Origin of the sequence: Butyrivibrio proteoclasticus P6B7 (assembly GCF_000622085.1) — a bacterium.
Classification (GTDB): domain Bacteria; phylum Bacillota; class Clostridia; order Lachnospirales; family Lachnospiraceae; genus Butyrivibrio; species Butyrivibrio proteoclasticus_A.
The window spans coordinates 1-22003 of the sequence record NZ_JHWL01000005.1 but is presented as its reverse complement, the minus strand read 5'-3'; the positions used below and the strand labels follow the sequence as shown (position 1 = coordinate 22003).

The window sequence follows — 22003 nt, the reverse complement described above, 5'->3', positions numbered from 1 at the left end:
GATGAAGAATGGATTACATAGTTAATACATTATCAAATCTCTGGTCACAAACAGCATTCACTACAATGACACTTGGCAATTACATCATGGTTGTAGTTGCACTTGCGTTCTTGTATCTTGCTATTGCAAAGGGATTTGAACCTTTACTTTTGGTACCAATTTCATTTGGTATGCTTCTGGTAAATATTTATCCAGATATTATGGCTAGCCCTGTAGGCGACGCCGCAGGTGGACTTCTTCATTACTTCTATATCCTTGATGAGTGGGCAATCCTGCCATCACTTATCTTCCTGGGTGTAGGAGCTATGACAGACTTCGGTCCCCTTATTGCTAACCCAATCAGCTTCCTTATGGGAGCTGGTGCTCAGTTTGGTATTTTTGCAGCTTACTTCATGGCTATTTTCTTCGGATTCAATGACCAGCAGGCAGCTGCAGTTTCAATCATCGGTGGAGCTGATGGCCCTACATCTATTTTCCTGGCATCTAAGCTTCATCAGACTTCAATCTTAGGACCTATTGCCGTTGCAGCTTATTCCTACATGGCTCTTGTTCCTATGATTCAGCCACCTATCATGAAGCTCCTTACAACTGATAGAGAGCGTAAGATCAGAATGCAGCAGCTTAGAGAAGTTTCTAAGCTTGAGAAGATTCTTTTCCCAGTTATCGTTACTATCGTTGTAAGTATGATCCTTCCTACAACAGCTCCTCTTATCGGTATGCTGATGCTTGGTAACCTCTTTAGAGAGTCTGGAGTTGTTCGTCAGCTTCAGGAGACAGCTTCTAACGCACTTATGTACATCGTAGTTATCCTTCTTGGTACATCTGTTGGTGCTACAACAAGTGCTGAGGCTTTCCTTAACTGGACAACACTTATCATCGTAGGTATGGGACTTGTTGCATTCATGTTTGGTACAGCTGCAGGATGTCTTCTTGGTAAACTCCTTTGCTTCATTACAAAGGGCAAGATCAATCCTCTTATCGGTTCAGCTGGTGTATCTGCCGTGCCTATGGCTGCCCGTGTTTCACAGAAGGTTGGTGCAGAGTATGATCCTTCCAACTTCCTTTTGATGCATGCTATGGGACCTAACGTTGCCGGCGTTATCGGTACAGCCGTTGTTGCTGGTACATTCATGGCGGTATTTGGAGTTTAATTTAGAAATTTAATCTATTTAAATCATAGAAAGGAAATAATAGATATGGCAGATTTACAGAAAAAACCAGTTCGTATCAATGAAACTGTACTTCGTGATGCACATCAGTCACTTATCGCTACTAGAATGCCTACCGAAGTTATGTTACCAATCATTGATACAATGGATAAGGTTGGATATAACGCAGTAGAGTGCTGGGGTGGTGCTACATTTGATTCCTGCATGAGATTCCTTAAGGAAGATCCATGGGAGAGACTTCGTAAGCTTCGTGATGGCTTTAAGAACACAAAGCTTCAGATGCTCCTTCGTGGACAGAACATTCTTGGATACAAGCACTATCCAGATGATGTTGTAGAGTATTTCGTACAGAAGTCAATCGCAAACGGTATTGATATTATCCGTATCTTCGACTGTCTTAACGACCTTCGTAACCTTGAAGCTTCAGTTAAGGCTTGTAAGAAGGAAGGCGGACATGCTCAGATCGCTCTTGCTTACACACTTGGTGATGCATATACAATGGATTATTGGATGAACATCGCTAAGGATATTGAGAACATGGGTGCAGATTCAATCTGTATCAAGGATATGGCAGGACTTCTTCTTCCTTACGAGGCAGAGAAGCTTGTTAAGGCTCTTAAGAGCGCTACATCACTTCCTATCGACCTTCATACACACTATACATCTGGTGTTGCAAGCATGACATACATGAAGGCAGCTGAGGCTGGTGTTGATATCATCGACTGTGCTATTTCTCCATTCGCACTTGGTACATCACAGCCTGCTACAGAGGTTATGGTAGAAGCATTCAAGGGACAGCCTTTCGAGACAGGTCTTGATCAGAAGCTTCTTGCTAAGATTGCTGATCATTTCAGACCATACAGAGAAGAGTGCCTTGCTAGCGGACTTATGGATCCTAAGGTTCTTGGTGTTAACATCAAGACTCTTATGTATCAGGTTCCTGGCGGTATGCTTTCTAACATGGTTTCACAGCTTAAAGAGCAGAACGCAAGCGATAAGTACGATACAGTGCTTGAGGAGATCCCACAGGTTCGTAAGGACTTCGGTGAGCCACCTCTTGTAACACCTTCTTCACAGATCGTTGGTACACAGGCTGTTATGAACGTACTTATGGGTGAGAGATATAAGGTTGCTACTGACCAGACTAAGGACCTTCTTGCTGGTGAGTATGGTAAGACAATTAAGCCTTTCAACCCAGAAGTTCAGAAGAAGATCATTGGCGACAGAGAAGTTATCACCTGCAGACCAGCTGATAAGCTTGCTCCTGGCCTTGATAAGTTCGAGAAGGAAGTTGCTCAGTGGAAGCAGCAGGATGAGGATACTCTTTCCTATGCATTGTTCCCACAGGTTGCTACAGACTTCTTCAAGTATCGTTTAGCTCAGCAGACATCAGTTGATGTATCTGCAGCAGATACTAAGAACGGAGCTTATCCAGTATAATATAGCTATTTTAAAGACTTAGATGCGCTTTGCATCTAAGTCTTTTTTTATATTTGAAGGCCTCTATTTTACCGCAAATTCATAAAAATTTTATCATTAATGTGATAAAATTATAGTATGAATGAGTATAGAAGACATAGGTCAGATCAATTTAATCGAAAACCGGTTGATATCGGCAACAGGCAGGTTCGAGAGCTTCGAAAAAACGAGTTCAAGAATAGAACTTTACTTGCCCTTGACGAAGTTGGAGGCTATCGAATTCGACCTGGTTTTTACTATGCAAACGGCGCCACTAACCTTAATGACGGCGTTAATTTTACTGTGTACTCAAATGGAGCTACGCAGATAACACTATGTCTTTTTAAAAGAGGTGAAAAGAAGCCATTCACAGAGATACCATTTCCTGATTCCTACAGGATAGGAAAGGTCTATTCAATGATAGTATTTGGTCTGGATATTGAGAATCTGGAGTACTGTTATAGAGCAGACGGCAAATGGGAGCCTGAGAATGGTCTTTTATTTGATAAAAACCACCTTCTTTTGGATCCATATGCAAAGGCAGTATCCGGACAACGTATCTGGGGCCAGAGCCCTAATAAAGAGGGTGCCTACAGAGCCAGAGTTGTAAGAGATAACTTTGAGTGGAATGACACAACCTCACTTAATACACCAATGTGCGATTCTATCATTTATGAAATGCATGTAAGGGGCTTTACTATGAGCCCTACTTCTGGTGTTAAGTGCAGAGGAACCTTTGAGGGAATCCTTGAAAAGGTTGAGCACCTTAAAAAACTTGGTATCACAGCAGTCGAGCTGATGCCTATATTTGAGTTTGATGAGACCAGGGATAAAAGAGAAGTAGGTGGAAAGACCCTTCTGGATTACTGGGGCTATAACACCATTAGCTTTTTTGCCCCTAATACAAGCTATGCCTCCCAGTCAGAGTACAACAAAGAGGGTGTAGAGCTTAAGAACATGATCAAGATCCTCAAGGACAATGGAATTGAGGTCATTCTTGATGTTGTATTTAACCATACAGCAGAAGGTAACGAGAATGGACCATTTGTCTCCTTTAAGGGACTTGATAATAATATCTATTATCTTTTAACTCCTCATGGTCAGTATTACAACTTCAGTGGCTGCGGCAATACTATGAACTGTAATCATCCTATGGTTCAGGAATTCATAGTTAACTGCCTTAGATACTGGGTTGAAGAGTATAGAGTAGACGGATTTAGATTTGATCTTGCAAGTATTCTTGGAAGAGATCAGGATGGTTCTCCTATGGAAAGACCTCCTCTTATCCAGAGACTTGCCTATGATCCGCTTCTTGGTAATATCAAGCTTATTGCGGAGGCTTGGGACGCAGGCGGAATGTATCAGGTTGGTAATTTCCCTGCCTGGAAGAGATGGGCTGAGTGGAATGGTAAGTATAGAGATGACATCAGGTCCTTCCTTAAGGGCGATATTTGGGCTGCTCCTGATGCGGTTCGTAGAATTACCGGATCTATGGATATGTATGGCGGTTCTTACCTTGGCTATGAGTCTTCAGTTAACTTCATTAACTGTCACGATGGCTTTACCTTGTATGACATGTACGCATACAATGACAAGCACAACGAAGCCAACGGCTGGAATAATACTGATGGAGCCAACGATAACAGGAGCTGGAACTGCGGCGTAGAAGGTGAGACTTCTGATGTTTATATCAATGACCTTAGATTCAGGATGATGCGCAATGCCATAACTGTGCTTATGTGTTCCCGCGGAACGCCTATGATCTACGCTGGGGATGAGTTTGGCAACACTCAGTTTGGCAATAATAACGCCTACTGTCAGGACAATGAGATTTCCTGGCTTGACTGGACATACCTTGAGAAGAATAAGGCTTTCTTTGACTTCTATAAGAGTGTTATTCACTTTAGAAGAAAGCATCCTGCTATAAGAAAAGACCTAAAGCCTGCAAGCTGCGGCCTGCCATTTATTTCAGTTCATACTGAGAATCCGGACAACGGCAATATTACAACGGATTCAAGGGTTATCTGCGTCAGATATGCAGGATTTGTTAAGCAGAAGGGCCACGACGATATTGTTTATCTTGCCATTAACGTATTCTGGGAAGATATACAGATCACGCTTCCTAATCCACCAGAGGGCGCTTATTGGGCTCTTTGTGTTGATACAGGAGATGAGACCGGCAAATACTTCTATAATAGACCAAAGCCTCTTACATGGAGAAATAAGACCTTAAAAGCACGAAGTGTGAGCGTATTCATTGCATCGTATGGAGCAGAATATGGCGGCTGATGATAAGAAAGAAGTGGATAATTTCATAGTTGGCGGGTTCGAGTTTCTGACAGAGGGTGATGCCCAAAAGGCCCAGATGGACCTTTCCAAGATCAATCTCTTAAAGGCAAGGGCAAAGGCTGTTCGTCCCAAAGAAATAAAGGCTGTCTACGATAAGGCTATTGAAAACAAGATCTTTAAGACCCCCATTGGCTGGATGTATCTGGCCTACATGAGGGAGCACTTGTTGGAAAGTGGCTTTACTGAAGATGACCTTATTCCCATACCTATTTCTATTCCAATGGTAAGACATTCTGCCATGGAGAATCTCACTGTTAAGCAGAGAATTAAACATGTAGAAGAAAAAGAAAAGACTGATTTTCCCAAGATCTTTTCTTTTATTCTTAATATAGTTTTGTTCCTGTTAGTGATAGGAATGTTCGTGGTAGCATTCACCAGTGAGAACGATAATATAATAAATTATAAGAAAAATGTCACAAATAGGTATGCTTCCTGGGATGAAGACCTTAAAGCACGGGAAAAAGCAGTCAGAGAAGCTGAAAAAAAGCTTGGCATAACTGACACTTCAAGTTATTATGAGGATACAGACATAAGTAACCAGGAGGAGTGACATAATGGAAAATCTGAAAATATTAGTAGTTGATGACGAGAGCAGAATGCGTAAGCTTGTCAAAGACTTTTTAATCAAGGATGACTATGTTGTTCTCGAAGCAGAGGATGGTGAAAAGGCTCTGGATATGTTTTACGAGGATCCAGACATAGCCCTTATTATATTAGATATTATGATGCCTAAGAAGGATGGCTGGGAGGTATGCAGAGAGATTCGAAGAGAATCCAAGGTACCGATCATTATGCTTACAGCAAAGGCAGAGGAAAGAGATGAGCTTCTTGGCTTTGAGCTTGGTGTAGATGAATACATTTCCAAGCCATTTAGCCCTAAGATCCTTGCAGCCAGAGTTTCAGCTATTCTTAGAAGAACAACCATGGCTGCCAACAATCAGGTAATGGAAGTTGGAGGAATTACCGTTAACAAGGTTGCACATAGTGTAATGGTTGATGGAAAAGAGATAGAGCTTAGCTACAAGGAGTTTGAGTTATTATCGTTCTTCTTTGAGAATAAGGGAGTAGCTCTTTCTAGAGAAAAAATCCTTAATAACGTATGGAACTACGATTATTTCGGAGATGCACGTACCATCGATACCCATGTTAAAAAGCTTCGTGGTAAGCTTGGCGAGAAAGGTGATATGATCAAGACCATCTGGGGAATGGGGTATAAGTTTGAAGAACTCGGAAAATAAATTCGGCAAATCAAATAAGACACATTCTATACGAGTTGATATCAGCCTTTTGTTCATCATCACCATGGCGGGAACCTTTATATTCTGCTTTATGGTCAATCTCTTTTTCATGGAAGACTTCTATGTTCAGAATAAGAGAGAGGTTATCCTGGCTGCCTATCAGAGCATTGAGGCCGCAATAGCCAATGGTGACGTAACATCAGAAGAATTTGGTAATGAGATTTCTCACATCTGTGAGCGATATAATATCGAGATGATAATTCTTGATGCGGATTCTAAGACCGTCAGATCCTCATCAAGTAACTCGGAGCTTCTTGGTAAGATTCTGTGGGAGAATATGATTAGTCCCACAAGCGGTAATATCATGGAGCCCCGTACAATCCTTGAAAAGGGTGAGACATATACTCTTCAGCTTGATATAGAAAAGACTACAGGCAGAAGATATCTTGATATGTGGGGAATTGTTGGAAACGGTAACCTGGTACTTCTTCGTGCTACAATGGAAAGTATCAGAGATAACGTTACTATTTCCAATACCTTTATGATTTATGTTGGTATCATAGCGGTTTCAGTGGGTTCTGTTATTATCCTTTACATTTGTAAAAGAATTACCGACCCTATCAAACAGCTATATCTGGTTTCAGATGAGATGAAAAAGCTCAACTTTGAAGCCAAGTATACCAGGGAGACAGAGAGAAGGACTGAGATCGACGTTCTTGGTGAAAACATGAACGATCTGTCTGAGACTCTGGAGTCCACCATCAAGGAGCTTAAGACTGCCAACCTTGCTCTCATGCAGGATATTGAGAAGAAGGAGCATATAGACGAGATACGTAAGGAATTCTTATCCAACGTATCCCACGAGCTTAAGACACCTATCGCTCTTATTCAGGGCTACGCAGAGGGCCTTAAAGAGGGCATTATAGACGACGAAGATAATAAAGAGTTTTACTGTGAAGTAATTATGGATGAAGCATCTAAGATGAACATCATGGTTAAGAAGCTTCTGACACTTAATCAGCTTGAATTTGGCAACGATTCTTCCAATATGGATCGTTTTGACATAGTAGAAATGATAAAGAACTACATCAAATCTGCAGAGCTTTTGGCTAAGCAGAAGGATGTAGTGGTTAAATTCGATGATTCTAGATCCATCTATGTATGGGGCGATGAGTTCAAGATTGAAGAGGTCCTTCAGAACTACTACAGTAACGCCCTTAACCACATCGATGGTGAGAGAATAATAGAGATCAAGGTTACAAGACTTGAGAACCGTGCAAGGATCTCAGTTTTTAATACAGGTAAGCCTATCCCTGAGGAAAGCATTTCCCATATCTGGGAGAAGTTCTACAAGGTTGATAAGGCTAGGACCAGAGAATACGGTGGAAGTGGCGTAGGCCTTTCTATCGTTAAGGCTATTATGGAAGGTATGCATCAGAAGTACGGCGTCAAGAATTTCGATAATGGAGTTGAGTTTTATTTCGAACTGGAGACTAAATAGTAGTTTGTATCCTAAAAGAGGACAATCTTATGAGGGGAAAAAAGTATTTAGTAGCTTCAATTGTAATTGGAACGACACTTGTATGCAGCGCCTGTGGCAGCTCTTTACCAGATCTTACTGAGGAAGAGTACAACCAGACCATCGAGTACGCTGCTGGAATTCTCATGAAGCATTCCAACAACGAACAGGAGAGACTGGTGTACGTTGATCCTGAGGCGGTGGAAAAAGAAAGAGAAAGAAAAGCTGAGCGTGAAGCCATCAGAGAGGCCAATCTTAAAGAGCTGCAGGAAAAGCAGAATGCAGCCATGGAAGAGGAACAGCGCCTTGAAGAGGAGCAGCAGGCTGAACAAGAAAGAGAAGATGAATCAGCAGTAGATGAGTCATCTCTTGATAATAGTGGTAATATAGAAGATGAAGCGACCCAGGCTACATCTAAGGATTCAGAGGATGAATCTTCCACTATGGAGGCAAATACCAAGGATACTACCGGAAGCGAAGAGACTTCAGAGACGGAGGAGAACAATACCAGTAACAGCAGCAAGGACTCAGGTTCTAGTAGCTCTGCCGTTACTGTAACCTCAGATGATTCACAGGAGCTTCAGAGTAATATCTTTATATCCTACGATGGATACTCAATTTCCAGCCATTATCCTGAGAGCTCAAAGAGCTATGTTATAAATGCGGATAAGGGCAGAAAGCTATTAGTGCTTCGTTTTGACCTCTATAATGCAGCTTCATCAGCACAGCAGGTCAATATGTACAGTAAGGGACTGACCTTCCAGGTTTCTGTAAACGGCAAGAAGCTTGGATATACATCGGTTACAGTTCTTCCTAATGACCTTTCAACCTATTTGGGATCGGTGGATTCCAAAGCCCACGAAAGCCTTGTGCTTCTTATGCAGATTGATGAAGACACTGCAACATCTATAAAGACTATAGAGATGACTGTCACAATGAATGGCAAGGAGCAGACAGTTAATCTTAAATAAATACATTGGAGGGGGATATGGTACACATTATTTCAGACAGCACATGCGACCTTTCACATGAACTTGTTACTAAGTACAATATTGTAATTCTGCCACTTTATGTAAGACTTGGGGAAGAGGAATTTTTAGATGGAGTAAATATAACTCCTAAGGACATTTACGACTGGTCTGATAAGAATGAAGAGACACCTAAGACAGCAGCTCCAAGCATTGAAGATATATCTAACATTTATAAGAAATATCCAGGAGATGAGTTCATTGTTTTCACCATCTCATCTTCTATGTCAGCCTGCTTTAACAACTGTAGATTAGCAGCAGATTCTCTGGATATCTCAGATAAGTGCCATATTATCGACTCCATGAATCTTTCAACAGGAATTGGCCTTATGGTCCTTAGAGCAGCTGAGCTTGCAAACGAGGGTAAGAGCGCTTCTGATATAGAAAAAGAAATCCTTAATATGCGAAGCAGGGTAAGAGCCAGCTTTGTGATTGATACCCTTGTTTATCTCCACAGAGGAGGCAGATGCTCATCAGTTGCAGCCTTGTTTGGAACAGCTCTTAAGCTTCACCCAAGGATAGCAGTATCAGACGGAGCCATGTCTGCGGAAAAGAAATATAGAGGACTTCCTAAGAAATATATTATGGACTACGTAAAAGACATGGAGGATTCCCTTAAGAAGGCAGATAGAAAAAGAGTATTTATAACTCATTCAGGCTGTGATAAAGAGATTGTTAATCAGGTTAGAGAATATCTTGAAAGTCTCCATGTATTTGATGAGATACTTGAAACCAGAGCAGGAAGCGTTGTTTCTTCACATTGCGGACCTGGAACACTTGGAGTTCTTTTTGTAGAGTAATCATGGAATAATAATATTGGGATAATAATAAACCCGCATTTTTCCAACTGGAAGAATGCGGGATCTTTTTATTTTATACTTCTGCTTGCCATCTGAAGCTGCTTTGGAGATTGTCCAACATGCTTTGAAAAGGTTCTGGAAAAGTTGGAGTAGTTGTTAAAGCCAGCCATAAAGCACACATCGCTTGGGGAAAGACCCTCCTTAAGTAGCTTACAGGCCAGGGCTATCTTTTTTGCAATAATGTATTGTTGAATGGAAAGGCCTGAAAACTTCTTAACACAGCGCGAAATGTAGGTTCCGTTGTGATGAATAGCCTTTTCAAGGTCTGAAAGAGTGATCTCTTCTGTAAGATGCTTGTCTATGTATTCAAAGGTCTTACTGACTATATCAGGCAGCATCTCAGGATAAGCCATGTTGGGATTATCCTTGAAGTGATTTGTGATCTTTACCATGATCAGCTTAAGATATGCGTCCTTTAAGATATCAGAGCCACTGGTAGGATGGATGATATTCTTTTGAAGCTCCTGACAGTAAAGTTTGATTTCATCCAGCTCTTCTTCATCAAGATGGGTTGTATGAAGAGAGGTGTCATTGTCTTCGTAAGGCTCAAAGCATGTTCTGAGCTTCATCTTGTTGGTAGAAGCCTTCTTTAATAGCTCATCATTAACATTGATGACTATTCTGTCGTATCTGCCAGGTGTGAGAATGTCGGCAGTGTGGAATACGTACTGCGGAATAAAGCCTATATCACCTCTTTTTAAAACTCTTCCTGAGTACTCGGTATACAGATTAAGCTCCCCGTCCAATACTATCAGTATCTCATGGCAAAAATGGTTATGCATATCATCTGTGGTATCAAATGGCGCATCAATCGTCTTGACCTCACAGATAAGATCCCCATTTACAGCCATGAATTTCTTAGCACAAGTTCTTTTTGTCATGTGGCTCCCCTCTTGCCCCCAACAGGCCTTGATGTATCTACAATAGCAAATACAAACTACCTGAATATAGCATAAAGCAATAACTGTGCATATACAATATGTTTACTTTGCACAAAACGACAATTATTTGATTTTAAATGAGTAAATCACGCAATAATTTCACTGAAAGTTAATAATTTCACGTACTTTTGTCATACAAAAAATCATTTTGCGCAAAGTTTATATGCGCACAGGTGTAAGAATCGCTATGGCATTAGTGTTATATTTACATCAACGGGGAGGTGCATCGTGAGAAACGAATTGGGGAATTCAAAAAGCTTTTCTAAAACTCTGGGGAAAATCTGGAACTACAAATGGATATATTTAATGCTGGTACCTGTAATCACCTACTACGTACTCTTTAAATATATACCAATGTACGGTATCACAATCGCGTTTAAGGACTATAACGTATTTAAGGGGATTACAGCAAGTCCATGGTGCGGTTTCGATGTTTTTTCCAAAATCTTTAAAAGTAAAAACTTCTGGAATGCGATCAGAAATACTTTGGTGCTTAACTTTGCCACTTTGTTTGTGAGCTTTCCGCTTACCATCATCGTGTCACTTATGCTCAACGAAGTAAGAAACAAGCATTTCAAAAAACTGACACAGTCAGTTCTTTATCTTCCACATTTCATTTCATGGGTAGTAGTAGCAGGAATCGCAACTAACCTGTTCTCCATGACAAATGGAAGTATCAACAGAGCCATTGAGAATGTGGGAGGATCACCAATTCCATTTATGAGTAATAACGGATGGTGGATCTTTACTTACGTAGTATGTAACGTATGGAAGGAGATCGGTTGGGGAACAATCATCTATTTGGCTGCTCTTACAGGCGTTGATGAGACTATGTACGAGGCTGCTTACCTTGACGGAGCAACCCAGTTCCAGAGACTTATCTACATCACACTTCCATCAATTAAATCAGTTATTGTTACAATGCTGATCCTTCAGATTTCCAAGATGATGTCCATCGGCCTGGACGCACCACTTCTTCTTGGTAACAAGAAAGTCATGGAAGTCTCTGAGGTTATCAGTACCTATACCTACAGAATTGGTATTGAAAAGGCTAAGTACAGTGATTCAACTGCCATAGGTCTTTTCCAGTCTGTAATCAATATCATCATTTTGTTTGTCGCTGATAAATTTGCAAAAGCCATTGGCGAAGACGGAATTATTTAAGGAGGACAGACAGGATGAGATCAAAAAAGATTACACCAGGACTTATTGTAAATGACATACTGCTGGCGATACTGGCTTTCATATGTTTATATCCTTTCCTAAACGTGCTTGCTTACTCAGTCAGTGGTTATAATGCAGTTCTTTCAGGAAGAGTTACTTTCTATCCAATAGATTTTAACGTGGATGCTTACAGGCAGATCCTTGGTAAGACCCAGATCTGGATGGCCATGAAGAACACAGTGTTCATCACCGTGGCAGGTACAGCCCTTAGCCTTGTGCTTACAATATTGGCTGCCTTCGCTCTTTCAAGAAAGGATCTGCCAGGCAAATCATTCTTTACAGCGTTTATTCTTTTTACAATGTACTTCAGTGGTGGAATGATTCCTACATTCCTCACAGTAAAGAACTTAGGACTGTTTGATACAGCCTTTGCACTTTTTGTTCCTCAATCAATTAACGTATTTAACTTCATTGTTATGAGGACGTTTTTCAAGAACATACCTGAGAGCTTGGAAGAAGCAGCAAGAATTGATGGAGCTTCCTACATGAAGGTCCTTAACAAGATCATTCTTCCATTATCAGTACCGATCATAGCTACAATGGGTCTTTTCTACGCTGTTAGCTATTGGAACACATACTTTGATGCTCTCATTTATATCCAGAAGCCAGAGCTTTACACACTTCAGCTTAGACTTCGAAGCCTTCTCTTCGGCGAAGAGCTTAACAACTCCAATGCCAATGCAGAGGGTATTGGAACACAGGTAATGAGCCAGTCTCTTAAGATGGCTACAGTGGCAGTGTCCACCATTCCTATTCTTATTATTTATCCATGGCTTCAGAGATATTTCGTTAAGGGAGTCATGATCGGTTCAGTTAAGGGTTAATTATTTTGGGGGTAACTATTTGCCGTGTAAGTAGGCGCGCACTTACAGGCATCAAAATTATAAAAAGAAAGGGAAAATTATGAAAAACAGAGTATTGGCTACTTCAATGGCATTTGTGCTTGCATCATCCATGTTATTTGGATGCACCAAGACAGCATCACAGCCTGAATCTAGCGGGGGAGATTCAACTGGTCAGACACAGACATCCACTGATAACGGTGGCTCCACAGAGCAGGCAGCAAGTAAGTATCAGACAACCTATGGTTCCAAGCAGTTTGATAACGTTACTATCACAGTCGAGCTTTTCGACAGAAGTAACGCTCCTGACGGCTCAACAATCACAGAGAATAAGTGGACAGAGTACGTTAACGAGCAGATGAACAAGGTTGGTATCACAGTTGAATTCGTTCCAGTTCCAAGATGGGATGAGGTTACCAAGATGCAGGCTATGGTTGCATCTCAGACAGCTCCTGACCTTACTCTTACTTATACCTATGCTTATGCAGAGGATTATTACAACCAGGGCGGTACCTGGGATCTTTCAGAATTCATCGATGGTGCTGATCAGGCACTTAACATGAAGCAGTACCTTGGCGAAGAAGTTATGAACATCGGAAGAAATGAAGGCGGAGAACTCTACGGAATCGTAGCTAAAAGAGCTACCACAGCAAAGAGTAACTTCTTCATCAGAAAGGACTGGCTTGATAAGCTTGGCCTTGATATTCCTACAAACCCAGATGAGCTCTTTAACTGTCTTGATAAGATGGTTCATGAGAACCCAGATGGACTTACAGGTGTTTCCGGTGCCATTATCTGGAACGGCTGGAACCTCAAGCAGGTATTCTCAAAGCTTGCTGGCGATCCTGCTAAGTTTGCAGTAAGCGGCGGTGGTGAGGATGTTATCCAGGATTACTATGATCCAGGTATGTATGATTACTACCAGTTCCTTAACAAGTTGTACAACGCTGGTATTCTTCATCAGGAATACTACAACCTTGCAGAAGATGACTTCAAGAGCCAGATCGTTACTGGTAACCTTGGATTCTGTGAGTACAGTGTAAACGGTAACGTTGACGTTCTTCGTGGTTCACTCTTAAAGACACTTAAAGAGAACGTTCCAGATGCAGACTTCGTTTCAATCCCTCAGTTTGCAAACGTTAACGACGGACAGGTTTATTCTGCAGCATATGGCGCAGGCGGACTTATTGCATTCTGCCCTAAGACAGCTGATGAAGAGACAGTAGAAGCTTGTATGACATATCTTGACTGGATGTGCACACAGGAAGGTGGTTTCGTTCTTTACCACGGCTTCGAAGGCGAGCACTATGATATGGTTGATGGCGTTCCTGTAGTTAAGGATGCTGAGTACAACGCACAGGATAAGGACTGGATCAGAACTGACCTCTTTATCGTAGGTAACCAGGGTTACTTCGAGACAGTAGATGACTTCAACAAGTGCACATCTAAGGAAGCTCCTGGATATGAGGATTACGTAATTCAGAACTATGAATACGCTCTTGCAGGAACACTTAACCACGACTCCTCATACACATCACCTTCTACATCAGATCTTATTACAGACCTTAACATTGCAAAGGATGATTATCAGGTTAAGATGATCACCTGCGCACCAGAAGAGTTCGACAGCATGTACAACGAATACATGGAAGAGCTTAAGAGTATTGGAATCGATACAATCATTGAGGAAAGAGAAGCTTATTACGGAGTAAACTAAACTACTAATAATATGGGAAACAGTTCATCTGTTTCCCATATTTCTAAATGGGGACAAATATGGACAAGAAAGATGGTATGAACTACGCACCAAAAGGGAAACCAGCCAAGGTCGTTAACGAAGGGGAATTTGTTATAGCAGCCATAGCCTTAGACCATGGCCATATATACGGAATGTGCAACGGACTGGTGGAAGCAGGTGCAACACTTAAGTGGGTATACGACAGAGATGTTAAAAAAGCTGAAGCCTTTCAGAAGGCCTATCCTGGAGTACAGATAGCTGACTCTGAGGACACAATCTTAAACGACCCGGAGGTTAAGCTGGTCTGCGGAGCAGCAGAGACCTGGAAAAGATGCGATCTGGGAATACGAGTAATGGAGCATGGAAAGGACTACTTCACAGACAAGGCTCCTCTTACAACTTTGGATCAGCTTGAAAGGGCAAAAGAGACAGTTAAAAAAACCGGAAAGAAATACATGGTCTACTACAGTGAAAGAATCCATGTAGAATCCGCAGTATTTGCAGGACAATTAGTGGAAGAGGGAGCGATCGGAACTCCAATCCATGTTGACGGCTTTGGACCACACCGGGTTGGAAATCCTAAGGGACGTCCCGACTGGTTCTTTGAAAAAGAAAAATATGGAGGAATCCTTTGCGACATAGGATCCCATCAGATAGAGCAGTTTCTTTTTTACTGCAATGTTAAGGATGCTCAGGTTGCCTATAGCGAAGTTGGAAACTTTGGACATCCTGAATATCCTGAGCTTGAGGACTTTGGCGATGCCATAATTGTAGGCGATAATGGCACATCACAGCACTTTAGAGTGGACTGGTTCACTCCAGATGGCCTTTCAACCTGGGGAGATGGAAGGACCATAATCCTTGGAACAGAAGGCTATATCGAGATCAGAAAGTACGTAAACATCGGAACAGGCGATGGTACAACTGATCACGTATTCCTGGTTAACAAAGCTGGCGAGCAGCACTTTGAGGTGGCTGGAAAGGTAGGATACCCATTCTTTGGTCAGCTGATCCTTGACTGCATTAACAGAACAGAAAACGCCATGACTCAGGACCATGCCTTTAAAGCCGCTGAGCTCTGCGTAAAGGCTGAGCTTGCCGCTAAGACGATCGGATTCAATAAGTGAGGAAAACACATGATTAAAGTAGCAATAGTTGGAACCGGCAATATTTCCAATATGCATATAAATGGTCTTCTGGAATTCAAGGACAGGTGCAAGATAGTAGCTCTTTGCGACATTTATCCGGAAAAAGCCGAGAAAATCAGGGATAAGTATGATCTTGGGAGCGATGTAAAGATATTTAAGAGTCACACCGAAATGCTTGATTCAGATGTGGACTTTGACGTGGTGCACGTATGCACACCTCCCTATGTCCATGCCTCCATCAGCATCGATTGTATGAATAAAGGCAAGAACGTCCTTGTGGAAAAACCCATGGCAGCCAGCGTAGAAGAATGCGATCAGATGCTGGAAGCAGAGAAAAGAAATAACGTAACCCTTGGAGTTATTGCCCAGAACAGATTCAGAAACGGCGTCTACAAGCTTAAGAAGATTGCTGATTCAGGACTTGCCGGTAAAATTTGCCTTGCCAGAGTCGACTCCCAGTGGTGGCGTGCACACTGCTACTACGACCTTTGGTGGAGAGGAACCTGGGAAAAGGAGGGCGGCGGCCCAACCCTTAACCATGCAGTTCATCACATTGACATGCTTAACTGGATCGAGGGTAAGAGCCCTGTGGAAGCCACAGCAGTCCTTACCAACGTTATGCACGACAACGCTGAAGTTGAGGACCTGTCCCTGGCCTGCGTTAAATATGAGGATGGCTCCATCGCAGAGATCCTTTCATCTGTAGTCAGCCACGGCGAAGAGCAGGGCATAACCCTCCAGTGCGCCGACGCTAAGATCTCCATGCCCTGGAACGCCAAGGCAGAAGTTGGAATGGACAACGGCTTTCCTACTGACAGTCACAATCAGGAGCTTCTTAAGAAGCTTAATGACTACTACGACAACATACCGGACCTTAAGTACGAAGCTCACACCGGCGAGATAGACAACTACCTCTCCGCCATCGAAAGTGGCACCAGACCACTTATAACCGGAGAAGATGGTAAAAGAACTATCGAACTAATAACAGCAATCTACGTAGCAGGCTTTGAGAAAAGAACTATTTCTTTACCTATTACAGAAGACTCCAAGTACTATAAGACTGGCGGAATCGTAAATAACGCCATCCACTTCTATGAAAAGAAATCCTTTGTTGAAAACTTTACAGAGGAAAAAATCACAGTTGGAAACTATTGATCAGAGGTTAACATGGTTAGATACGGCATAATTGGAATAGGGAACATGGGAAGCGCCCATGCAAAGGCTCTTTATGAGGGGAAAATTGATAGTGCCACTCTTACGGCTGTTTCAGATACAAATATAGACAGACGTACCTGGGCACAAAACGAATTTGGCGCGGGCACTGCAGTGTTCGAAGACTACGAAAGCCTACTTACATCAGGCCTTGTGGATGCAGTCATCATCGCAACACCCCACTATTCCCATCCTGACATTGCTAAAAGAGCTTTCAAAGAAAACCTTCACGTACTTATTGAGAAACCTGCAGGCGTGGACACTAAATCCGTAAAGGAGATGAACCGTGTTGCCATGGAAAGCGGCAAAGCCTTTGGCATCATGTTCAATCAAAGAACCGACGCCCTCTTTGGCGCTCTCAAATACTATGTGGAACTAGGACTTCTTGGTGAAATAAAGAGATTCAACTGGATCATTAACAACTGGTACAGGACTCAGGCTTACTATGAGTCATCCTCCTGGAGAGCCAGCTGGAATGGAGAAGGAGGGGGCGTTTTACTTAACCAGTGCCCCCATAACCTGGATATCTGGCAGTGGATAATGGGTATGCCAACTAAAGTCATGGCTTTTTGCCACGAGGGGCAGTTCCATGATGTCTACGTTGAGGATGATGCCACTATCTATGCAGAATATCCAAATAAAGCCACAGCCACCTTTATAACATCCACCGGTGAATATCCTGGCACCAACAGACTTGAGATCAGTGGAACTATGGGCAAGGCAGTAGCAGAAAATGGCGTTCTTAAGCTCTTTTTACTGGATAAGGATGAAAGAGATATCTGCTATAACTCAACTAAATCCATGCCCAAGGAAAAGGTCACCCAGATAACCGTGAATATTCAGGAACAGGTAGATGGACATATCCTGATCATCCGCAATTTTACGGAACATATCGAGAATGGAAAAGAGCTTATAGCTCCAGGCCTGGATGGTATCAAGAGCTTAAGTATCAGTAACGCTGCGTACCTTTCAGCCTGGACCGGATCCTTTGTGGATATCCCCTTTGATGAGACCAGATTTAACGAACTTCTAGAAGCAAAGAGACAGGAAGAAAAGGAAAAGGGAAATGCCAAAAACAGCGTAGATATCCCATCTGAAGCCGCTGGAGAGTATAGCGACAGATGGCAGGTCAGATGGTAAAAAATTAGGCAAAACAGAACAAAAATCGTGTATATCTCATAGCTTCCACTATGTTAGAATTGTCTAAGGTAGGAAATTAATTTGATAATTTATGTTCGGAGGGCAAGCGATGGACAATTCATTCCCAGAGATAAAGACCTTTTTCGGCTTTGGCTGTATGAGACTTCCCATGAAGGGAACTGAGGTGGATATTGAGCAGTTCAAGGAGATGACAGATTACTTCCTTGAAAATGGCTTTAACTACTTTGACACAGCCCATGGATATATTGATGGCAAGTCTGAGAAAGCTATTAAGGTGGCGCTCACCAGCAGATATCCAAGAGAAGCATATCTTTTGACAGATAAGCTCACTGAGCCATACTTTAACAAGGAAGAGGACATCAGACCCTTCTTCCAGAGCCAGCTTGATGCATGCGGAGTAGACTATTTTGACTTCTATCTTATGCATGCTCAGAATGCAACTAACTTTGAGAAATTCAAAAAGTGCAGAGCCTATGAGACCGCATTTAAGCTTAAAGAGGAAGGCAAGATAAGACACGTGGGCTTGTCTTTCCACGATAAGGCGGAGGTTCTTGATAACATCCTTACCACATATCCTCAGATAGAGATTGTTCAGATCCAGTTTAACTACCTGGACTTTGAAGATGCATCTGTTCAAAGCCGCAAGGTATATGAAGTATGCAGAAAGCATAACAAGCCTGTTATCGTCATGGAGCCTGTAAAGGGTGGAACCCTTATTAAACTTCCTGACGACGCGCAGAAGATTCTTGATGACCTTAATTCAGGCCTTTCCAATGCAAGCTATGCTATCAGATTCGCAGCTAGCTTTGACGGAATCCGCATAGTTCTTTCTGGAATGAGCGATATGGCTCAGATGAAGGACAACGTTTCTTATATGAAGGACTTTAAGCCTCTTACAGATGTAGAGAAGGCAGCTATTGCCAGAGTTACAGCTGTTTATAAGGGCCTTGATATGATTCCTTGTACCGCATGTCACTACTGCGTTGAAGAGAACCACTGTCCAATGAACATCAAGATTCCTGAGGTGTTTGCGTGCCTTAACATGAAGCGTATCTTCAATGACTGGAATCAGGCAATGTACTATAGCGATATTCATGCTGCGGCTCCTAACGGTAAGGCCAGCGAATGCATTGGCTGTGGAGGCTGCGAGAATGTATGTCCTCAGCACCTTGAGATCAGAAGCCTTCTTAAGGAAGTAGCTGCCGAGTTTGAAGGATGATCGTACCGGGGATAAGTACAGTTTGTAAGCCCCAGTATAGAGTTAGCATTCTGAATAATTGAATATTGGAATAGATAAAAACATGTAGGAACGTATATTCCTGCATGTTTTTTTATTGGGCAAAATAGTTCTTTTACCAGTGCAAATGCCCATGAATAGGTCATTTGAAGAAAAACGAAAAAATGTAAAAAAATATTGTTGACATCCTACGTCTGTCGTAGTATATTTACTTCATCAGATGAAGTACTTTGCCAGACGTAGTACATCTAACGTAGTACGACAGACATAGTTAAATAAATGAGGAGGGAAATATGGTCGAGATCAGTAGTGACGTAATCCGTGGCTACAACGATACGATGATTCTCAGTATTCTCATTAAGGAACCGTCCTATGGATACGAGATATCCAAGCAGATCCGAAGGATTTCCGATGATAAATACATTATCAAGGAAACCACTCTTTATTCCGCTTTTACCAGGATGGAGAAGAATGGGTACATAGAATCATTTGTAGCTGATAAGGATCCAGAAGGTAATGGTAAGAAACGAACCTACTACAGAGTCACCGATGCAGGAAGAGAATTCTACAACAGCAAATGTGATGAATGGGTTCTTACTAAGGAAGTTATTGAACGCTTTATTGAGAAAAAGTGATAAATGGGAGAAAAAATATGGAAACAATAAAAAACTATCTTGAAGCTATGTTTGCAAATATGCCTAACACCCCAGAGGTTATGAAGGCAAAGGCTGAACTGTTTTCAATGATGGAAGATAAGTATAACGAAATGATAGCTGACGGAGTTAGCGAGAACGAGGCAGTTGGTACAGTTATTTCAGAATTTGGTAACCTGGATGAGCTGGCTGAGGACCTTGGACTTGTTAAAGAGGTTGAGGAAGTACATGTCCGCGAAGTTGAGAGACCAAGAAGATTCGTAGAGCTTTCAGAGGTTCAGGACTATCTTGATGGCCGTAAGCTCAGAGGCATCATGATCGGCGCAGGCGTTTTCCTCTGCGTAATATCAGTTATCTTTCCTATAATTGCAGATGAGTTTGCCATGAGAGAGAGCTACGGAATACTTGGAATGTTCATATCTATAGCAGTAGCTATCGGCCTCTTCATCTTTAGTGGAATTATCGGTAACGACTTTAGATATCTGCAAAAAGAGCTATGCCAGATAGACATGTCTACAGCAGAATACGTTAAAGATAAAAAGAACGACAGCAAGTATGCACTTGCAATGATGCAGACCATAGGAATCATCCTCTGTGTAGTATCATGGCTTCCAGCAGCAGTCTTTGATAATAAAATGGCTCCGGTTTGCTTATTTGTAATGGTAGGTATTGGATTATTTCTAATAATATATAGCGCCAAGATCAAGAATGGCTACAACACAATTCTTAATCTCAACGATGCAACAACAATAAGTGGCACTTATGGCAAGGAACTTGATGCCAAGTACATCTCAAGAACTGCAGAAGTATTCATGTCAGTATATTGGTCAACAATTACATGCATCTACCTTATTGTTAGCTTTGTGACCATGAACTGGGGTAGCACCTGGCTTATATGGATAATCGCAGCCATCGTACATAAGATTTTAAAAGTGGCACTTGTTAAGGAGGATTGAAATGGATAAGTGGAGTAAAAGATATTTGATTATTATTTGGATTGTCACTTTGGCAATCATTGTTGGAGCATCAATGTATCACTTTGGATTCTTTTTTGACATATTATCAAAGGACGCCAGCGAGACCGTGAACCTTGAGGGAACTGTCAGCAAGATAGAAGTTGATGTGGATGCTATAGATCTTGATGTTCAGTACGGCGATTCATTAACAGTAGTCTATAACGGTCCTGATAAATTCAAACCTGAGATTACACTTGATGACTCTATACTTAAGATCAAACAAAAGAAAACCGTCAAATTCAGAAACCTTGGAGAACTCAAAGAATGTAGGGTTGTAGTTACTATTCCAACTGGAACAGAGCTTGACAAGATGAAATTCGATATTGATGCAGGAGACTTGGATATTGTTGGCATTGCAGGAAAAGAGGTCAAGATAGACATGGATGCTGGTGATATCAAGCTCTCTAAAGTAAGTGCTGAGAATATCGAGATCGAGGCAGATGCTGGAGCAGTTAAGATAGAAGAGTCTAATGTAGAAAAGAAGATTAAAGTAGATGCAAATCTTGGAGATATTACCCTTTACAAGACTAACTTTGACACAGGCTCTATTAAGGCCGATGCAGGAGATATAGATGTAGACGGCGTACTTAATTCACTTGAAGCAAAGTGCAGCCTGGGAGATATAGACGTAAATACTACTAATGAAAATGCTGATTTAGACATTGATTGCGATCTTGGTAAGGTCACAGTAAACGGAAAGAATTGGTAACACCATGGGAAAGCCCATAAAATGGGCTTTCCCATTTTATTTCTAAAAAAAATAAAAAAAATTGAAAATAGTTGTTGACACAAGTATGCCTCAGTGATATATTTATATTCGTTGCTGATGCGGACACGAAACACCGCAAACGCAGTACTGGAGCGAGTTCTAGGCTCCTAGCACATTGACAAATAAACAGTAATGCAACCCTGAAAAATTCCAAGAGAATTTATTCAGAACAAATTAGTAAATAACGGACAGAACAAAAAGCCAAGCTTTAGTTCTGGTCAGATCAAACTTTTTAACGTGAGAGTTCGATCCTGGCTCAGGATGAACGCTGGCGGCGTGCCTAACACATGCAAGTCGAACGGAGATTTAACGCTGATGAGGCTTCGGCGGATTCTTGTTAAATCTTAGTGGCGGACGGGTGAGTAACGCGTGGGCAACCTGCCTCATACTGGGGGATAACAGTTGGAAACGGCTGTTAATACCGCATAAGCGCACAGAGTC

19 protein-coding genes and 1 rRNA gene are annotated in these 22003 nt (G+C 41.9%); 19 read left to right on the top strand and 1 reads right to left on the bottom strand.

Annotated elements, in window-relative coordinates:
- Window positions 1-8: 8 nt before the first annotated feature.
- From T541_RS0105965 to T541_RS0105930, 8 genes are all read left to right on the top strand, one after another.
- Entirely contained in the window at window positions 9-1151 is a 1143-nt protein-coding gene (locus T541_RS0105965; RefSeq protein WP_026651834.1) for a sodium ion-translocating decarboxylase subunit beta, read from the top strand.
- A 45-nt stretch (window positions 1152-1196) separates the two neighbouring features.
- On the top strand, window positions 1197-2609 hold the full coding sequence (locus T541_RS0105960; protein ID WP_026651832.1) for an oxaloacetate decarboxylase subunit alpha: 1413 nt from the start codon (window positions 1197-1199) through the stop codon (window positions 2607-2609).
- A gap of 117 nt (window positions 2610-2726) precedes the next feature.
- Window positions 2727-4916, top strand: coding sequence for a glycogen debranching protein GlgX (glgX, locus tag T541_RS0105955; RefSeq protein WP_026651831.1), 2190 nt, complete (start codon window positions 2727-2729; stop codon window positions 4914-4916).
- The gene (locus tag T541_RS0105950) at window positions 4906-5526 is read left to right on the top strand and encodes a hypothetical protein (protein WP_026651830.1); all 621 of its coding nucleotides are present in this window, start codon (window positions 4906-4908) and stop codon (window positions 5524-5526) included. Before glgX ends, T541_RS0105950 begins: the two co-directional genes overlap by 11 nt.
- Window positions 5527-5530: 4 nt before the next feature.
- Complete coding sequence (locus tag T541_RS0105945; RefSeq protein ID WP_026651829.1) at window positions 5531-6214, top strand: response regulator transcription factor; 684 nt, start codon at window positions 5531-5533, stop codon at window positions 6212-6214.
- Window positions 6195-7715, top strand: coding sequence for a HAMP domain-containing sensor histidine kinase (locus T541_RS0105940; RefSeq protein ID WP_330375713.1), 1521 nt, complete (start codon window positions 6195-6197; stop codon window positions 7713-7715). Before T541_RS0105945 ends, T541_RS0105940 begins: the two co-directional genes overlap by 20 nt.
- 29 nt (window positions 7716-7744) lie before the next feature.
- Window positions 7745-8704 (top strand): hypothetical protein, encoded by a 960-nt coding sequence (locus T541_RS0105935; RefSeq protein ID WP_026651827.1) that lies wholly within the window; start codon window positions 7745-7747, stop codon window positions 8702-8704.
- Window positions 8705-8721: 17 nt separating this feature from the next.
- Window positions 8722-9561, top strand: a complete 840-nt coding sequence (locus T541_RS0105930; protein WP_026651826.1) for a DegV family protein — start codon at window positions 8722-8724, stop codon at window positions 9559-9561.
- 68 nt (window positions 9562-9629) lie between these two features.
- Here T541_RS0105930 and T541_RS0105925 read toward each other — a convergent pair whose 3' ends face one another.
- Window positions 9630-10502, bottom strand: coding sequence for an AraC family transcriptional regulator (locus T541_RS0105925; protein ID WP_026651825.1), 873 nt, complete (start codon window positions 10500-10502; stop codon window positions 9630-9632).
- Window positions 10503-10790: 288 nt separating this feature from the next.
- On the opposite strand from T541_RS0105925, the gene T541_RS0105920 reads away from it, so the two are divergent.
- The 11 genes from T541_RS0105920 to T541_RS0105870 form a co-directional block, all read left to right on the top strand.
- A complete protein-coding gene (locus T541_RS0105920; protein WP_242840753.1) occupies window positions 10791-11726 on the top strand; it encodes an ABC transporter permease in 936 nt (311 codons plus the stop codon).
- Between the two features lie 14 nt (window positions 11727-11740).
- Window positions 11741-12610, top strand: a complete 870-nt coding sequence (locus tag T541_RS0105915; RefSeq protein ID WP_026651823.1) for a carbohydrate ABC transporter permease — start codon at window positions 11741-11743, stop codon at window positions 12608-12610.
- 79 nt (window positions 12611-12689) lie between these two features.
- Complete coding sequence (locus tag T541_RS0105910; RefSeq protein ID WP_034466270.1) at window positions 12690-14345, top strand: extracellular solute-binding protein; 1656 nt, start codon at window positions 12690-12692, stop codon at window positions 14343-14345.
- A gap of 59 nt (window positions 14346-14404) precedes the next feature.
- Window positions 14405-15493, top strand: a complete 1089-nt coding sequence (locus T541_RS0105905) for a Gfo/Idh/MocA family protein (protein ID WP_026651821.1) — start codon at window positions 14405-14407, stop codon at window positions 15491-15493.
- Between the two features lie 9 nt (window positions 15494-15502).
- Window positions 15503-16669: a Gfo/Idh/MocA family protein gene (locus tag T541_RS0105900; RefSeq protein WP_026651820.1), complete on the top strand. Its 1167-nt coding sequence runs from the start codon at window positions 15503-15505 to the stop codon at window positions 16667-16669.
- A gap of 12 nt (window positions 16670-16681) precedes the next feature.
- Entirely contained in the window at window positions 16682-17866 is a 1185-nt protein-coding gene (locus T541_RS0105895; RefSeq protein WP_026651819.1) for a Gfo/Idh/MocA family protein, read from the top strand.
- A 109-nt stretch (window positions 17867-17975) separates the two neighbouring features.
- A complete protein-coding gene (locus tag T541_RS0105890; protein ID WP_081779870.1) occupies window positions 17976-19106 on the top strand; it encodes an aldo/keto reductase in 1131 nt (376 codons plus the stop codon).
- Between the two features lie 311 nt (window positions 19107-19417).
- Window positions 19418-19759 (top strand): PadR family transcriptional regulator, encoded by a 342-nt coding sequence (locus T541_RS0105885; protein WP_026651816.1) that lies wholly within the window; start codon window positions 19418-19420, stop codon window positions 19757-19759.
- Between the two features lie 17 nt (window positions 19760-19776).
- A complete protein-coding gene (locus T541_RS0105880; protein ID WP_026651815.1) occupies window positions 19777-20733 on the top strand; it encodes a permease prefix domain 1-containing protein in 957 nt (318 codons plus the stop codon).
- A 1-nt stretch (window position 20734) separates the two neighbouring features.
- Window positions 20735-21502 carry a DUF4097 family beta strand repeat-containing protein gene (locus tag T541_RS0105875; protein WP_026651814.1) on the top strand — a complete coding sequence of 256 codons (768 nt, stop codon included), beginning with the start codon at window positions 20735-20737 and terminating at the stop codon, window positions 21500-21502.
- 293 nt (window positions 21503-21795) lie between these two features.
- Window positions 21796-22003 (top strand): 16S ribosomal RNA (locus tag T541_RS0105870); the annotation flags it as partial.